This is a genomic window from Microbacterium sp. NPDC087592, from assembly GCF_044743585.1.
Taxonomy (GTDB): domain Bacteria; phylum Actinomycetota; class Actinomycetes; order Actinomycetales; family Microbacteriaceae; genus Microbacterium.
Window position 1 is genome coordinate 763778 of sequence record NZ_JBIUWT010000001.1, and the last position, 15872, is coordinate 779649.

The 15872-nt window shown below is 66.9% G+C and carries 13 protein-coding genes and 1 tRNA gene; 7 read left to right on the forward strand and 7 right to left on the reverse strand.

Features of this window, described 5'->3' with window-relative positions:
- Nucleotides 1-46: 46 nt before the first annotated feature.
- From ACIOTO_RS03730 to ACIOTO_RS03755, 6 genes are all read right to left on the reverse strand, one after another.
- Nucleotides 47-1066, reverse strand: a complete 1020-nt coding sequence (locus ACIOTO_RS03730) for an ABC transporter ATP-binding protein (RefSeq protein ID WP_400856560.1) — start codon at nucleotides 1064-1066, stop codon at nucleotides 47-49.
- Complete coding sequence (locus ACIOTO_RS03735; protein WP_400856561.1) at nucleotides 1066-1977, reverse strand: ABC transporter permease; 912 nt, start codon at nucleotides 1975-1977, stop codon at nucleotides 1066-1068. Before ACIOTO_RS03735 ends, ACIOTO_RS03730 begins: the two co-directional genes overlap by 1 nt.
- Nucleotides 1974-2927, reverse strand: coding sequence for an ABC transporter permease (locus ACIOTO_RS03740; protein WP_400856562.1), 954 nt, complete (start codon nucleotides 2925-2927; stop codon nucleotides 1974-1976). Before ACIOTO_RS03740 ends, ACIOTO_RS03735 begins: the two co-directional genes overlap by 4 nt.
- A gap of 73 nt (nucleotides 2928-3000) precedes the next feature.
- On the reverse strand, nucleotides 3001-4635 hold the full coding sequence (locus tag ACIOTO_RS03745) for an ABC transporter substrate-binding protein (RefSeq protein ID WP_400856563.1): 1635 nt from the start codon (nucleotides 4633-4635) through the stop codon (nucleotides 3001-3003).
- A 155-nt stretch (nucleotides 4636-4790) separates the two neighbouring features.
- Complete coding sequence (locus ACIOTO_RS03750; RefSeq protein WP_400856565.1) at nucleotides 4791-5465, reverse strand: haloacid dehalogenase type II; 675 nt, start codon at nucleotides 5463-5465, stop codon at nucleotides 4791-4793.
- Nucleotides 5466-5522: 57 nt separating this feature from the next.
- Nucleotides 5523-5611, reverse strand: a tRNA-Ser gene (locus ACIOTO_RS03755).
- 184 nt (nucleotides 5612-5795) lie between these two features.
- Between ACIOTO_RS03755 and ACIOTO_RS03760 the strand changes: the two genes are divergently transcribed.
- The 5 genes from ACIOTO_RS03760 to ACIOTO_RS03780 all read left to right on the forward strand — a co-directional run bounded on the left by ACIOTO_RS03760 (nucleotide 5796) and on the right by ACIOTO_RS03780 (nucleotide 13130).
- Nucleotides 5796-6506 carry a potassium channel family protein gene (locus tag ACIOTO_RS03760; protein WP_400856566.1) on the forward strand — a complete coding sequence of 237 codons (711 nt, stop codon included), beginning with the start codon at nucleotides 5796-5798 and terminating at the stop codon, nucleotides 6504-6506.
- A 188-nt stretch (nucleotides 6507-6694) separates the two neighbouring features.
- Nucleotides 6695-8164: a DUF2252 domain-containing protein gene (locus ACIOTO_RS03765; RefSeq protein ID WP_400856568.1), complete on the forward strand. Its 1470-nt coding sequence runs from the start codon at nucleotides 6695-6697 to the stop codon at nucleotides 8162-8164.
- Nucleotides 8161-8880 carry an ion channel gene (locus ACIOTO_RS03770; protein ID WP_400856569.1) on the forward strand — a complete coding sequence of 240 codons (720 nt, stop codon included), beginning with the start codon at nucleotides 8161-8163 and terminating at the stop codon, nucleotides 8878-8880. The genes ACIOTO_RS03765 and ACIOTO_RS03770 overlap by 4 nt, the downstream gene beginning before the upstream one ends.
- A complete protein-coding gene (locus ACIOTO_RS03775) occupies nucleotides 8877-10490 on the forward strand; it encodes an MFS transporter (protein ID WP_400856571.1) in 1614 nt (537 codons plus the stop codon). Before ACIOTO_RS03770 ends, ACIOTO_RS03775 begins: the two co-directional genes overlap by 4 nt.
- A gap of 45 nt (nucleotides 10491-10535) precedes the next feature.
- Nucleotides 10536-13130, forward strand: coding sequence for a family 78 glycoside hydrolase catalytic domain (locus tag ACIOTO_RS03780; RefSeq protein WP_400856572.1), 2595 nt, complete (start codon nucleotides 10536-10538; stop codon nucleotides 13128-13130).
- Nucleotides 13131-13152: 22 nt separating this feature from the next.
- On the opposite strand, the gene ACIOTO_RS03785 is transcribed toward ACIOTO_RS03780, so the two are convergent.
- Nucleotides 13153-14160, reverse strand: coding sequence for a LacI family DNA-binding transcriptional regulator (locus ACIOTO_RS03785; protein WP_400856574.1), 1008 nt, complete (start codon nucleotides 14158-14160; stop codon nucleotides 13153-13155).
- A 142-nt stretch (nucleotides 14161-14302) separates the two neighbouring features.
- Here ACIOTO_RS03785 and ACIOTO_RS03790 point away from each other — a divergent pair, with 142 nt between their 5' ends.
- Nucleotides 14303-14701: an L-rhamnose mutarotase gene (locus tag ACIOTO_RS03790; RefSeq protein WP_400856576.1), complete on the forward strand. Its 399-nt coding sequence runs from the start codon at nucleotides 14303-14305 to the stop codon at nucleotides 14699-14701.
- Nucleotides 14698-15864 (forward strand): L-rhamnose isomerase, encoded by a 1167-nt coding sequence (rhaI, locus tag ACIOTO_RS03795; RefSeq protein ID WP_262002198.1) that lies wholly within the window; start codon nucleotides 14698-14700, stop codon nucleotides 15862-15864. Before ACIOTO_RS03790 ends, rhaI begins: the two co-directional genes overlap by 4 nt.
- Nucleotides 15865-15872: the final 8 nt, after the last annotated feature.

A 15872-nucleotide genomic window follows, 5' to 3' on the forward strand; every position in this document is an offset into this window, starting at 1 on the left:
ACGGGGTACTCCTTGCTCAGCCCGTGCACTTCGAGGACGGTGTCGTTCATACGTTCGCTCCCTGCAGCGGCGCCAGCTCGTCGGAGAAGAAGCAAGCCGCCGCGTGAGCTGGTCCGACCTCGTTCAACGGAGGACGGTCGGTTCGGCAGATTTCCCGCGATCCCGCGATGTGGCATCGGGGACGATAGGCGCATCCTGTCGGGAGCAGTCGGAGATCAGGCGGCTGTCCGGGGATGGTGGGCAACTCTTGACGCTCGCCCGTCGTGAGTGTCAGTCGGGACTGGAGGAGTCCTACCGTGTAGGGATGCGACGGTCGGTGAAAGACATCACGGACGGTCCCTGTTTCGACGACGGTCCCGGCGTACATCACGGTGGCATGGTCCGCGACCTCGGCAATCACTCCGAGATCATGAGTGATGAGCACGAGCGCAGCATCTGATTCACGCTGAACCTCGAGCAGAAGGCGCAGAATCTGAGCCTGCACGGTGACGTCGAGGGCGGTCGTCGGTTCGTCGGCCAGAATGAGCCGTGGATTGTTGGCCATCGCAATCGCGATCATCACTCTTTGGCGCATGCCTCCGGAGAGTTCGTGCGGGTGCTGATTCACCCGCTGATCGGGCCTGGGGATGCGGACCATATCGAGCAGTTCCAGAATCCGCTTGTGTCGGCTCCTCCTGTTGAGGTCAGGGGAATGCCGCCTGAGGCTCTCGTCGATCTGCTGACCGATCGACATGATCGGGTTCAATGCGGTCATCGGGTCCTGGAAGATCATTCCGATCTCTCCGCCTCGAACGCTCTGCATTCTGCGCTCCGAGAGTTCGAGCAGGTCCTGTCCCATGAAATGAGCCGTGCCGGCGGTCACCCGACCCGCTTTCGGCAGGAGACCCAGAAGCGACATGACGGTGACGCTCTTGCCTGATCCTGATTCGCCGACGATTCCCATCGTCCGTCCCGCCTCGACGCGCAGCGAGACTCCCCGAATCACCTCCAGGGAATCTCGGGGGTCGCCGAACTCGACGTGTAGATCGTCCACTTGGAGCAGAGGGGTATGCAGCTCCATGTTCATCAGCTCTCCTGCCTCGGATCGACCGCATTGCGAAGACCATCGCCGACGAAATTGACACTCAGGACGGTCAGTGTGATGGCGATTCCCGGCGGTAGCCACAGCCATGGCGCCGTCTGCAGAATCTGCAAGGACTGGGCCTCGCTCAGCATGCTTCCCCAGCTCGCCGTGGGCGGAGGTACGCCCAGACCCAAGAAGGAGAGCCCGGCCTCGGTCAGAATGACTCCGGCCGTGAGAAGTGTCGCGACGACGGTGGCGGGGCCGAGCACGGACGGCACGACGTGCTTCGAGATGACGCGCCAGTTCGTCGCCCCCAACCCGGTCACCGCTTGAATCGCATCGCGCTCCCGGAGCGAAAGTGTGAGGCCACGAACCACTCGGTAGGCCCCTGTCCATTCCATGAGCGCCATCGACACGATGAGCAGGCCGAAGCTCGGGCCGAGGAATGCCGCGAGTGTGATGATGACGATCAGAGTGGGGAACGCCTGAACGACATCCGTGATCCGACTGAGGAGGGCGTCGGTGCGGCCCCGGAAGAACCCGGCAAGTGCACCCAGGAGAACTCCGATGAACGTCGCGGCGATCGCGGCGACGAGTCCGATGAGAAGAGACACCCGCCCGCCGTGAAGAAGCCTCGCGAGCACATCGCGGCCTGCCGAGTCAGTGCCGAGCAGATGCTCGGAGCTGGGCGGATTGCGGTACAGGATCGGATCAACGGCATTCGGATCGATCGTGTAGACAAGGGGTCCGATCACGCACACGGCGACGAGAAGGACGAGAACGATCAGGCTGGGGAAGGCGAGCCGGTACGCCGTGAATCGTGACCAGGGGGTGTTCGCGCGTGAGCGGGGCCGCCTCGGCGGATCATTGATCTCGCCGACGGTGTCGAAGTCCTCGCGGATGACATCGGTCATAGCTTGATCCTCGGATCGATCGCGGCGTATGCGACGTCGGCGATGAGATTGCAGAGCAGGACGAGCACGGTCGTCAGCAAGACGAAGCTGATGATCACGGGGTAGTCCTGGTTGGTGAGCGCTTCGACGGCCAGACGGCCGGTGCCGGGCCAAGCGAAGATCGTCTCGATGATGACCGCTCCGCCCAGAAGACTCGGGATACTGGTGGCGATCACCGTGACCAGCGGGATCATCGCGTTTGGCAGTCCGTGCCGCATCGTGATGTAGCTCTGCCGCAGGCCCTTCGATTTCGCGGTGACCATGTACTCCTGGTTGAGGACGTCGAGCATGCTCGATCGAGCCCAGCGAATGTAGCCGGCGGACGCAGCGAGGCCGAGGATTCCGGCCGGAAGGACAAGATATCTGAGCGAGTCGGCCCAGCCGCCGCCGGGAGAGCCCATTCCTGCGGTGGGTAGCCAGTGCAGCGTCAGTCCGAAGATGAAGATGCCGAGAAGGGCAAAGAAGAATGTGGGGATGGAGATGAGCGCAAGGCTCGCGAACGAAACCGCGTAGTCCCAGACGGAGTTCTTCCGCAGCGCAGCGAGGATGCCACCACCGACTCCGACCAGGATGGCGATGAGTGTGCTGACACCCATCAGGTAGAGAGTGGCGGGGAGACGGCTCAGGATGAGCTCACTGGCCGGGCGACCCGATCGAATCGAGATGCCCAGATTTCCTTGGAGCGCTTCGCGGAGCCAGGCGAAGTACTGCATCGGGAGCGGGTCGTTGAGGCCGAGTTCCTCCCTTTTGGCTGCGATGGCTGCGTCGCGGTCGCCGACGAAGTTCAACGGGTCGAAATACATGCTGACCGGGTCGCCGGGAATCATCCGGGTCAGCGCGAAGATGAGGACGCTGGCGACGAGGAGGACCACCAGGGACGAGACAGTCCGTCTCGCGATAAATAAGAACAACCCTCACCTCTTCCGATACGCGACTTGCAGGAGCCACCTGCTCTCCCCGCCGTTGCGGGGAGAGCAGGTGGTCTCAGCCGGCGATGTTCCAGTGCTGTGCCGCGTTGAGCGTGCCCACTGCGGGATCGAAGCCTGTCACACGCTTGGCTGATCCGTAGGCCGGCTGCTCCACGTAAAGGGGCATTGCCGGTTGATCGACGTTGAGGATGCGGTTCGCCTCTTGATAGATCGGCTCACGCACGCTCTGATCGTCGGTCTTGACGCCCTCGAGAAGCAATGCGTCGAGTTCCGGATTGCAGTACCCGGAGATGTTCGAAGACGCGTCACACATGAACCGTCGGTTGATGTTCCCGGGCTCCGAGCCGACCAGACCCATAATCGAGATGAGCAGATCGAACTCTCTGTTCTCCACGAGCTCGGTGAGTTGAGCCGGCTGAGAGGCTCGAAGCTGTGCGTCGATCCCCACAGCAGCGAGCTGGCCCTGCACGACGTTCATGACCGCGTCGCGGTCCGGCTGGCCCGGAATGATGTCCAGGTAGACGACCGTGCTGGCGTCCCATGCGGCCTCAGCCAGCAACGTCTTCGCCTTCTCGGGATCGAAATCGTAGTCGGTCAGATCATCAGGAGTGGCCCACTCCGGCGTGTAGAGCATCGACTGGGGCACGCTCCCGTTCCCGTTGAGAACGTTGTCGACGATCGCCTGACGGTCGATAGCGTACAAGATCGCCTGCCGAACGCGGGCGTCGGCCAGTTTTCCGTTGTCGAGAGCAGTGTAAAGCGACATGACACCGATTCCCGGACCGACCTGGACATCCACCACGTCTTCCTGCCGCACCGTTTCGACATCTGCCGAAGCCAGCTGAGCGATGTCGATCTCACCGGTCTGGAGCTGGGCTCGCGCAACGTCGCCCGTGAGGTACTGCGCGTAGATGTGATCCAACGGGTGGTCTTCGTTGCTTTCGGGGTTCGGAACGAACTCGATCTGGTCGTCGTCCACCCACCGCGAGAAAATGTAGGGTCCGATGCCCACTGTGGGGCTGCGGAACTCTTCGCTCCCCGCGAAGTCGGCGGAGTCGAGCTCCCCGTAGATGTGCTGGGGAATGACCTTCAGGTAGAGCAGATTGGAAAGGAAGACGACGCTCGGTTCTTTCAGGTCGATCTGCACCGTCGACTCATCGAGGGCCGTGATTCCCGACACGCTCGGCGCGTCCCCCGCCACGAACTCGTCATAGCCGACGACCCCCGCGAGCTCGCCACCGTGCAGTGATTCCGTTGCCGGATCAGCCCACGTTTCCAGGCTGTAGACCACGTCTGCCGAGGTGAACGGTTTACCGTCGCTCCAGTTCGTCTCAGCCAGGGTGAACGTCACCGACTTGGCGTCGGGTGTGAACTCCCAGGAGCTGGCAAGCGAGGGGACGAACTCCTGGCTTTCATTGGCAACGAGGCTACGGAAGTGCAGTCCGACGATCTCGCCGTCGGCAGCGCCCTCTGCGTGGAACGGGTCGAAGCTGGTGGGCGCTTGGAAAAGCTGGAATCGGATATCTTTCGTGCCTGTACCGGGCTCGGGGCTAGAGCAAGCGGCTAGCATTGCTGTCGCGACGACTGCCGCAGTCACTCCCGCGATAACGCGGCCAAGTGCGTGACTTCTCATCGAACTTCCTTCCAGGGTGATCGGGTTGTCTCTGACTACCAGCGTCTGAGATTTCATTCAATGGAAACTGTGTTTCATTTTGACATCATCGGTTCCAATACGGCGCCGTGTCAAGCATGTAAATGAAACTCGTCCGAATCGTGACCCGAGCGGCTGAGCACCGAGTTCGATGGCGAGTCGACGGAGGTCGAGCCCCGCGAAGTCCGCCGCCACTAGATGAGCGCGGCGGCTAACTGGTGCAGTCCGTCGAACCGACCATCGAACGTGTCTGATGGAGTCGGCGGGTCCCCCACCGGGCGTCGCACATACGCGGTGCGCATTCCCACCGCTTGCGCACCCCGCAGATCCCAGGCATGGGCCGCGACCATCAGCACTCGCGACGGATCGCCGCCCGCCGCTTCCACGGCCAGACCGTAAACCTCGGGGGCCGGCTTGTAGGCACGGACGGCATCGGCCGAGAGCGCCAGATCCCATTCCAGACCGGCGTGCGCTCCCAGCCGATGCAGCGTCTTCGTCGTCGCATTCGACAGCCCGAACACGCGGAACCTCTGCGCGAGTCGCGCGACACCGTCGGCGGAGTCATCCCAGGGTGGAAGCCGCTCGGCCGCGGAGGCCAGCCGGTCGAGGAGTGCCTGTCCCTCGACTCCTGCAGCCTCAGCCACCCGCAGAGCCGCCTCGCGATCGAGGGCCTCGGTGTCGGCGTAGTCGCGTTCGCCCCGCCCGATGCGGGTCTGTTCGCGTTCGATGTGCCCCTGCCAGATGCCGAGCAGCTCCTCGGAGTCGCAGCCCGGGCCTCCCACCTCGGCGATGGCGGTGCGGAGACCGCGGGGCTCGTCGACGAGGGTGCCGAGCACGTCGAAGACGACGGTCGTGATGTCGCGGAACATGCTCTCGAGTCTGCCGTGAACGACAGACGACCGGGGCCGCGAATGAAAAGAACACTGCGGAGACGAGGGGATTTGAACCCCTGGTCCCCGTGAGGGGACTCCACCTTAGCAGGGTGGTGCACTCGGCCGGACTATGCGACGTCTCCGTGGATCCGACCCGAAGATCGGATGCACTCAGCCATCATAACGGGTTCGGCGGGCAGTCTCGAACCGGAGCCGCGGTTCCCCTCCCGGCCGACGCGCACGCCATTGAGAGGGGATGCACTCCGGCGCTGGGATACTGGCCGCACATCGTGGACGACGCGTCCACCGCACCGAAGTGGAGTCGACATGCCCCGGACAGAAGCGGTGGACGAACAGCACCTGCGAGGTCGGCTCGGCCGCCGGTGGGATGACCGCGCTCTCGGGTACGGGATCGTGCTCGTCCTGCTCATCGTTTCATACGGCCTGTGTGCGATACAGCCCAGCACCGACCCGAGCCCCTGGGCCTTCCTCCCCATGCTTGCGACGGTCGCCATGGTCTTCCATGTGACCAGGGCCCGACGCCTGGTGCAGCGGGTCTCCTGGGTCGTGCTCTCCGTCGCCGGGATCACCGCCGTCGTCGCCGATCTCTTCGGGCTCAACGGGCCGCTGCTGGCCATCCCGCTCTCGGCCGCGTCGATGATCGCGCTGCTTGTCGCCCCCTGGGCCATCATCGCCCACCAGGTGACCCGGCACGGCCTCAACCTGGAGGCGCTGCTGGCGGCGATCACCGCCTACATCCTCGTCGGCATGTTCTTCGCCTTCGTGTACAACCTGATGTCGCAGATCTCGGCGGATCCACTGTTCGGCGAGAAGAGTCTCGACTCGCTCGGCAACCAACTGTTCTTCTCCTTCACCGCGCTCACCACGACCGGTTACGGAAATCTGGTGCCGGTCGGCACCGGCGGTCAGGCGGTCGCCATCGCCGAGGGCATCACCGGTCAGCTGTTCCTGATCACGGCGGTCGCGCGGATCATGCGGGGCGCGAGCGCGAAGCGCGCCACGACCAGCGACGTCTGAGGGCGAGGCGGTCCGCCCCACGCCCTCGCCCTCGCCCGCGCCCCTCGCCCGAAAAGGGTGACGTGCACCACGTCGAGTCCGTCATGCACTGCCACGATGAGCGATGCGACGCCGCCCGCACCCGACCCCGGGGATCCGCCCCGGTCACCCGGATCCCGCGCCGTCATCACACGGGTGCGAGGTGCGACATGGCCGGTGACCGAAACGCCGACGGGCGCGACGACGTCGCGGCGCCGGATGCGGTGGCGCCCGAGTTCGTCCTCAGACGCAACCGGGGACGCGACGCGCGCACCCGCGCGCCCCGCTCGCGGCAGGGCCCCTGGCACCCGTCTGCTGACCGCCCCGACCCGGTCGCGCTTCTCGAGGGGCAGGCCGCGACCCGGGATCTCGACATCGTGCCGCTGCGATACGAGCGGATGTCCGCGTCGCCCTTCGCCTTCTTCCGCGGGTCCGCATTGCTCATGGCGTCCGACCTCGCCACCGCCGCGCACACCGGCATCACCGTGCAGCTGTGCGGCGACGCGCATCTGTCGAACTTCGGCCTGTTCGGCACCCCGGAGCGTCGACTGATCTTCGACATGAACGACTTCGACGAGACGTTCCCGGGGCCGTTCGAGTGGGATCTCAAACGGCTGGCGACGAGCTTCGCGGTGGCCGGGCGGCAGCGCGGCTTCTCGACGGAGGAGATCGACGCCTGCGTCCGCGCGTCGATCGTCGGATACCGGAAGGCGATGCGGCGGGCCGCCGATGCCCACGTCCTCGACGCCTGGTACGACCGGTTCGACGCCGACAGCGCACGCCGTCGGATCCGGGCGGAGCGCGACCGCGGAAGAGCCGAGGACGAGACCGTCGCGCGGCTCGATGCCGCCATCAAGAAGGCGCGCAAGCGCGACCGGATGAGATCGTTCGCGAAACTCGTGCACGTGCAGCACGGACAGCTGCGGATCATCCCGAACCCACCACTGGTGACGCCCGTCGAAGATCTCCTCCCCGGAGCCGTTCAGGATCTCGACGAGGTCGGTATCATGCGCGATCTCCTCGCGGCGTATCAGGACACGCTGCCGGGCGATCGGCATCCGATCTCCGAGTACCGCTACCGGCACATGGCCAGGACCGTCGGCGGGATCGGCAGCGTCGGCACGCGGGCATGGGTGATCCTGCTCAGCGGGAGAGACGACACAGATCCCGTGCTGCTGCAGGCGAAGACCGCACAGCCGTCGGTGCTCGAACGGTTCCTCGGCCCGGGCACCCACGACAGCGAGGGAGAACGGGTCGTGCGCGGGCAACGGCTCATGCAGGCAGCCAGCGACCTCTTTCTCGGCTGGCAGCGGGTGACCGGCACCGACGGCGTCACGCGCGACTTCTATGTGCGCCAGCTCCACGACTGGAAGGGCGGAATCGATCCGGAGACGATGACCCCGAGAGGGGCTGCGCTCTACGCGCGCATCTGCGGCGAGACCCTCGCACGCGGGCACGCTCGGAGCGGGGATCGCCTCGAGGTCGCCGGCTACCTCGGCCGGGGCCGGGCGTTCGAGGACGCCATCTGCGCCTTCGCCGACTCCTATGCCGATCAGAACGAGGAGGACTACGCGGCGCTCCTCGCCGCCCGCGCCTCCGGGCGACTGCCGACGATGGGTTCCGGGGAGCCGGGACGGTGAGCGCCTCCGCACGGACAGCGAGGTCCCGCATCGAGGAGCGGCGCCCCGATCTGCTCTTCAGCGGGGCATCCGGGTATGCGGTCGTCGCCGCGCTGGTCGTCGTCTCGTATGCGCTGTGCGCCGCGCAGCGTGGCCTGAACCCGAACCCGTGGGCCTTTCTGGTGACCCTCATGACGGTCGCCGTGGTCTTCCGGGTCACCGCCGCACCCCGCGTGGTGCAGCACGTGGCGTGGGTGATCCTGTCGGCCGCCGGGGTGGCCGCGATCGTCGCGACACTCGTCGGTGCCAGCGGGCACATCCTCGACATCGCGTTCTCCGCGGCGACGATGATCGCGCTGCTCGCGTCCCCCGTAGCAATCATCGGGGACCAGGTGAAGCGCCGCGGGCTCAATGCCGAGGCTCTGCTGGCGGCCGTCACCGCCTATGTGCTGGTCGGCCTGTTCTTCACCTTCGTCTTCAATCTGCTCGCCCTCGTCTCCCCCGAGCCGATGTTCGGCGGCCCGGACGAGGATTCACTCGCCAACCAGCTCTTCTTCTCGTTCACCACCCTCACCACGACCGGCTACGGCAACCTCGTTCCCGCGAATGCGACGTCTCAGGCGGTCGCGGTCGCGGAGGCGATCACCGGTCAGCTGTTCCTCATCACCGCCGTCGCGCGGATCATGCGCGGCGCCGGCGCGATCGCCACCGCTGCACCGTCGAAGGAGTCGTCATGAAGAAGTGGGGCGTCATCGCCGTCCTCGGGTCCGCGCAGTTCGTGATGGTGCTCGACGGCACCGTGATGAACGTGTCGATCTCGACCGTGGTGTCCGACCTCGACACCACCGTCGCCGCGATGCAGGGGGCCATCACCTTCTACACGCTCACGATGGCCGCGTTCATGCTGCTGGGGGCGAAGCTCGGCGATGTGTGGGGGCGTCGCAGAGCGTTCGTGATCGGGTCGTGCGTCTACGCCGCCGGCTCACTGATCACGGCACTCAGTCCGAACATGCAGTTCCTGTTCCTCGGTTGGTCGATCATCGAAGGACTCGGTGCCGTGCTGGTCATCCCGGCGATCGCGGCGCTCGTCGCGGACAACTACGGCGGTCGCGAGCGGATCACGGCGTTCGCGATCATCGGCGCCGTGTCGGGCGCGGCCGTCGCGGCCGGACCCCTGATCGGTGGATTCGTGACGACGTACCTCGACTGGCGCTATGTCTTCGTTGCTGAGGTCTTCATCATGATCGGCGTCGTGCTGTGCGCACGGATCGTCACGGATCCGACCCCGAGGCAGAGTGTGCGCATCGACATCCTCAGCGTCGCGCTGTCGTCCGTCGGACTCGTCACGGTCGTGTTCGGGATGCTGCAGAGCAAGACCTGGGGGTGGGTCCTGCCGCTCAACCCTCCCGAGATCGGCGGAGTCTCCGTCGCTCCGCTCGGCATCTCCCCCGCCGCCTGGCTCATCGTGCTCGGGCTCGTGCTGCTCGCACTGTTCCTCTCCCGGCAGCGGAGCCTCGAGCGCGCGGGGCGGGCGCCCCTCGTGCACGTGGGGATGTTCTCGATCACCGCCCTCCGCAGCGGACTGTCGGTGCTCGGCGCGCAATACGCGGTGACGGCCGGCCTGTTCTTCATGGTGCCGGTGTACCTTCAGATGACGCTCGGTCTCGACGCATTGGAGACCGGCATCCGGATCTTCCCGCTGTCGATCGCCCTCGTGCTGTTCTCCATCGTCGGCACCCGGCTCTCGCGCATGCTGTCGCCGCGGACGATCGTGCGGATCGGTCAATTGGTGCTCGTCGTCAGCGCGCTCATCCTGCTCGGTTCCGCCACCAGCGATCTGCGCAGCGGATTCTTCGCCACCGGGATGTTCCTCGCCGGCGCGGCACTCGGGCTGCTCGCCTCGCAGCTCGGCAACGTCAACATGTCGAGTGTGACCGAGAAGGAGACGAGCGAGGTCGGAGGCCTCCAGGGCGTGTTCCAGAACCTCGGCTCATCGCTGGGAACAGCGCTCATCGGCTCGATCCTCATCGGCGCACTGTCGACGTCGTTCGCCTCGGGCGTCGCGGCGAGCGATCTGCCCGACGCCACGAAGACGACCGTGGCGGCCTCCACTCAGCACGGTGTGACGATCGTGCCCGCCGCCGACGTCGCCGCCATCGCCGAGAAAGCCGGCCTGAGCGATGAGGATGCCGACACCCTCGCGACGGTCTACCGCGACTCGCAGCTGTCGTCGCTGCGCATCGCGTTCTTCGGGCTGATCCTGATCAGCCTCCTGTCCCTCCTGTTCTCGAGGGGTATACCGAGTGCGAAGGACGTGCATCGACCCCGTCGAGAGACGACGGCCTGAGGCCTGAGCGGCCGCGAGGCGGGGCCATCCGCAAGGATGAACACCATGACAACCGTCTCCGCGCCGCGCATCGAACACCACCGAGAACCACTCGGCATCGGCGAATCGCGCCCGCGACTGAGCTGGACGCTCAGCAATGCTCCCGCCGACTGGAAACAGCAGTCCTATGCGGTGACTGTTGTCCACGCCGAGGGCGACGAGACCGTCGAGGTCGCCTCCGCCGAGCAGGTCCTGGTGCCCTGGCCGAGCCGCGCGCTCAACTCCCGCGAACGCGTCGCCGTGCGCGTCGCGGTGCAGGGCGATGACGGCGGCTGGTCCGATCCGAGTCCGGAGACCTGGCTGGAGACGGGTCTGCTGCACCCGGAGGACTGGTCCGCGAGGCCGGTCGGGCTGGAGTTCGACGAGAACCCGGAGAGCGATGCCCGCCGGGCGACGCTGGTGCGGCGGGTTTTCCGCGTCGACGGCGAGATCACCCGCGCGCGGCTATACGCCACCGCGCACGGCCTGTACGAGGCCGAGATCAACGGCATCCGCGTCGGCTCCGACACGCTCTCACCGGGCTGGACGGCCTATCGCGAGCGACTCCGGTACTACACGTACGACGTGACGGACCTGCTCCGCGACGGCGAGAACGCTCTCGGCGTCTGGCTCGGCGACGGCTGGTATCGAGGTCGGCTCGGCTGGCGCGGCGGTCACCGCAACGTCTTCGGGCGGGACCTGTCGTTCCTCGGCCAGCTGGAGATCACCTACACCGACGGAACACGTCAGACCCTCTCGACGGACGACGCCTGGAAGGGCGCGCCCTCCCCCATCCTCCGTTCCGGCATCTACGACGGGGAGGACCACGACGCGCGACAGGAGGTGCCGGCCTGGTCGACCGCCGCCTTCGACGACAGTGGCTGGATGGCGGTCACCGTGCGCGATCGCGACCCGCGCACGCTCGTGGCGCCGACCGGACCGCCCGTCCGAGTGACCGAAGACGTCGCGCCCCTCGCCGTGCTCACCTCACCGAGCGGGGCACGCATCCTCGACTTCGGTCAGAACCTGGTCGGGCGGGTGCGTATCCGCGTCACGGGACCGCGGGGTTCGACCGTCACGCTCCGCACATCCGAGGTGCTGCAGGAGGGCGAGATCTACACGCGTCCTCTGCGCAGCGCCCGCTCCACCGACCACTACACGCTGGCCGGGCGCCCCGACGGCGAGGAGTGGGAGCCGCGCTTCACGTTCCACGGCTTCCGCTACGTCGAGATCGACGGCTGGCCGGGCGACCTCGATGCGGATGCCGCCGCCGGCGCGCTCACCGCGCGCGTGCTGCACACCGACCTCGAGCGCACCGGCTGGTTCGCCTGCTCGGATCCGTTGGTCGAGCAGCTGCACCGCAATGTCGTCTGGGGCATGCGGGGGAACTTCGTCGACATCCCGACCGACTGCCCGCAGCGCGACGAGCGCGTGGGGTGGACGGGCGACATCCAGGTGTTCGGCCCGACCGCGTCGACACTGTTCGACGTCTCGGGGATGCTCTCCGGCTGGCTCCGCGATGTGGAGGCGGACCAGTTGCCCGACGGCACCGTCCCCTGGTTCGTCCCCGTCATCCCCACGCACAGGGTGTGGGATCCGATCCGGCCCGGCGCCGCCTGGGGTGACGTCGCGACGCTGCTGCCCTGGACGCTCCATCAGCGATTCGGCGACGTCGGCGTGCTCGCCGCCCAGTTCGAGAGTGCCCGGCGATGGGTCGACAAGGTGGAGTCCACAGCCGGTCCTGATCGGCTGTGGAACGAAGGCTTCCAGCTGGGCGATTGGCTCGACCCCGCAGCTCCTCCGCAGGATCCGGGCGCGGGGCGTACGGACCGCTACCTGGTGGCGACCGCCTATTTCGCTCGCTCAGCGCGGGCCGTCGCGGACATGGCCCGGGTGCTCGACCGCTCAGCGGAGGCGGAGCGCTACGCCGCTCTCGCCGGGGAGGTCGCGGCAGCCTTCCGTGCCGCGTACGTGAAGCCCGACGGCACGATGACCTCGGATGCTCAGACCGCGTACGCCCTCGCGATCGCGTTCGATCTGCTCCCTGACCCTGCCCAGCGCGCGAAAGCGGGTGACCGTCTCGCCGAACTCGTCCATGCCGACGGCAACCGCATCGCGACGGGCTTCGTCGGCACTCCCCTCGTCTGCGACGCCCTCACCCTCACCGGCCACGTCGACACCGCGTACGACCTACTGCTCGAGAAGGACTGCCCGTCATGGTTGTATCAGGTCGTGCACGGCGCGACGACGATCTGGGAGAGGTGGGATGCCCTGCTTCCGGACGGCACCGTCAACCCGGGGAGCATGACCTCGTTCAATCACTACGCGCTGGGCGCGGTGGCCGACTGGCTCCACCGCAGTGTCGCCGGGCTCGCCCCGGCCGCGCCCGGCTACCGCCGCATCCGGTTCGCGCCTCGGCCGGGCGGCGGGCTGACGCATGCCTCAGCGACGCAGCGCACGCCATACGGCGAAGCATCCATCTCCTGGCGCATCGCGCAGGACGAGCTCCAGGTCGACCTCGTCGTTCCCGTCGGAGCGACCGCCGAACTCGACCTTCCGGGCCAGGACACGGAGAAGCTCGGGCACGGAGCACACACGCGCTCGGTGCCGCTGCCGGGGTGACCGCCGGTCGCCGACAGGCGGGTCAGCCGGCGGTCGACTGCCGCACGATCAGCTCGGGGCGGAACCGCACCCGGCGTTCGTAGTCGCCATCGGGGTCACTGATCGACCGCAGCAGGAGCTCGACCGCCGTTCGCCCGATCAGCTGGGCAGGCTGGCGCACCGACGTCAACGGCACGACGGTGGCCGTCGCGAAGTCGATGTCGTCATAGCCGACCAGTGCGATGTCATCCGGCACTCGCAGCGAGTGGAACATCGTCAGGGCCTGGAGCAGGCCCACAGCGAGCAGATCGTTCGCGGCGAAGATCGCGTCCGGTCGATCCACCTCCCGGCGCGCGGCGATCTCCTCGCCGGCCGCGCGCCCATGCAGCACTGTGAGCGCCGGCATCCGGAGCACTTCGAGCGTCGCGTCGGACACCTCGTCGACGGCGCGCTGCGCACCCCGGAGGCGATTCATCACCTGCGCGATCGACTCCGGTCCCCCCACGAATGCCAGACGTCGCCGTCCGATCCGCAGCAGATGCTGCGCGGCCAGGAAGCCACCCTCGTCGTCGTCGACCGACACCGAGCAGAACACCGCTCCAGGCGCCTCATGGTCGACGAGCACCACGGGCGTGCCCGCCGCCTGCACGCGCAGCAGCTTGTCGATGTCGTCGGATGCCGGTGTGATGAGCACCCCGTTGACCCGCTGTTCGCGGAACAGATCGAGGTAGTTGTCCTCCCGCGAGGGGTTCTCATCGCTGTTGCCGAGCAGCACGGCGAGCGCGTCTTCGTCCGCGCGCGCCTCGGCGCCACGGGCGACGTCGGCGAAGAACGGGTTGCCCGCGTCGGGCACGACCAGGCCGATGCTCCGGCTGCGACCGGCACGGAGTTGACGGGCGGCGTCGTTGCGCACGAAGCCGAGTTCGGCGATCACTGCCTGCACCCGCTCGACCGTCATCGCCGCGACCTTGTCCGGCTGGTTCAGGACGTTCGACACCGTACCGACCGACACTCCTGCCGCCGCTGCGACGTCCCGCACACTCACTGCCACTGCTGCTCCTCGCCGCTTCGGATGCTGTGCGAGAGTGTACGGCAATCGTTCGAGCCGCCCTCCGCTTGACGGGTGTCATCGGCTCGGCCTACGATGATGATTGAAACGATTCAGAAACTACGTCACTCGGCAGAGGAGCCCCATGACGCGCGTCGCCTTCCAGCTCCAGATCCGTGCCGAGCTGCTCGACGAGTACCTCGCACGGCATTCCCCGGTGTGGCCGGAGATGCTCGCCGAGATCGCCGCCGCCGGACGCCGCAACTACACGCTGTTCCTCGGCGACCACGGCACCCTCGTCGGCTACTACGAGACCGATGACGATGCCGCCGCTCAGGCGTACCTCGCAGCCTCTCCGGTCGCTGCGCGTTGGGAGGCCGAGATGAGCCGGTTCTTCCACGGCCTCGACGGTCGGCCCGACCAGGCCGCCACTGCGCTCACCGAGGTCTTCCACCTCGAAGACCAGCTCGCCGCCGCCGGCGGGCACGCAGCATCCGACGACGACTCCAGATCCGGCAACGACTCAGAAAGCAGTGCATCGTGAGCATCCTCTCCCCCGACCACCTCGCAACCCTCGAGAAGCAGGGCATCGAGCTGCCCAGCTGGGCGTTCGGCAACTCCGGCACCCGGTTCAAGGTGTTCGGCACCCCCGGCACCCCGCGCGACCCGTTCGAGAAGATCGCCGATGCGGCGCAGGTCCACAAGTACACCGCTCTCGCCCCCTCGGTCGCACTGCACATCCCGTGGGACCTCGTCGACTCGTACGACGATCTGCGCAAGCACGCCGAAGACCTGGGCGTCACGCTCGGCACCATCAACTCCAACACCTTCCAGGACGACGACTACAAGTTCGGCGCCCTCACGCACGAAGACGCAGGTGTCCGCCAGAAGGCCATCGACCACCACCTCGCCTGCATCGACGTGATGGACGCCACCGGCAGCCGTGACCTCAAGATCTGGCTGGCCGAGGGCTCGAACTACCCGGGCCAGGCAGACCTCCGCGGCCGGCAGGACCGCCTGCAGGAGTCGCTGCAGAAGATCTACGCGCGCCTCGGCGACGACCAGCGCCTCGTGCTCGAGTACAAGTTCTTCGAGCCGGCGTTCTACCACACCGACGTTCCCGACTGGGGCACGTCCTACGCCCAGGTCAGCGCCCTCGGCGAGAAGGCCATGGTCTGCCTCGACACCGGTCACCACGCCCCCGGAACCAACATCGAGTTCATCGTGATGCAGCTGCTGCGCCTCGGCAAGCTCGGCTCGTTCGACTTCAACTCGCGCTTCTACGCCGACGACGACCTGATCGTCGGCGCGGCCGATCCGTTCCAGCTGTTCCGCATCCTGTTCGAGGTGATCCGCGGTGGTGGCCTCAACAATCCCGACGTGGCATTCATGCTCGACCAGTGCCACAACGTCGAGGACAAGATCCCCGGCCAGATCCGCTCCGTGCTCAACGTGCAGGAGATGACCGCCCGCGCGCTGCTCGTCGACCACGATGCGCTCACCGCCGCGCAGAAGTCGGGCGACGTGCTCGCCGCGAACGCGGTCTTCATGGATGCGTTCTACACCGACGTGCGCCCGGCCCTGGCCGAGTGGCGCGAGTCGCGCGGTCTGGCCGCCGACCCGATGGCCGCCTACGCCGCATCCGGCTACCAGCAGAAGATCGCCGCCGACCGCGTCGGCGGCGTGCAGGCCGGCTGGGGCGCCTGACCGCAACC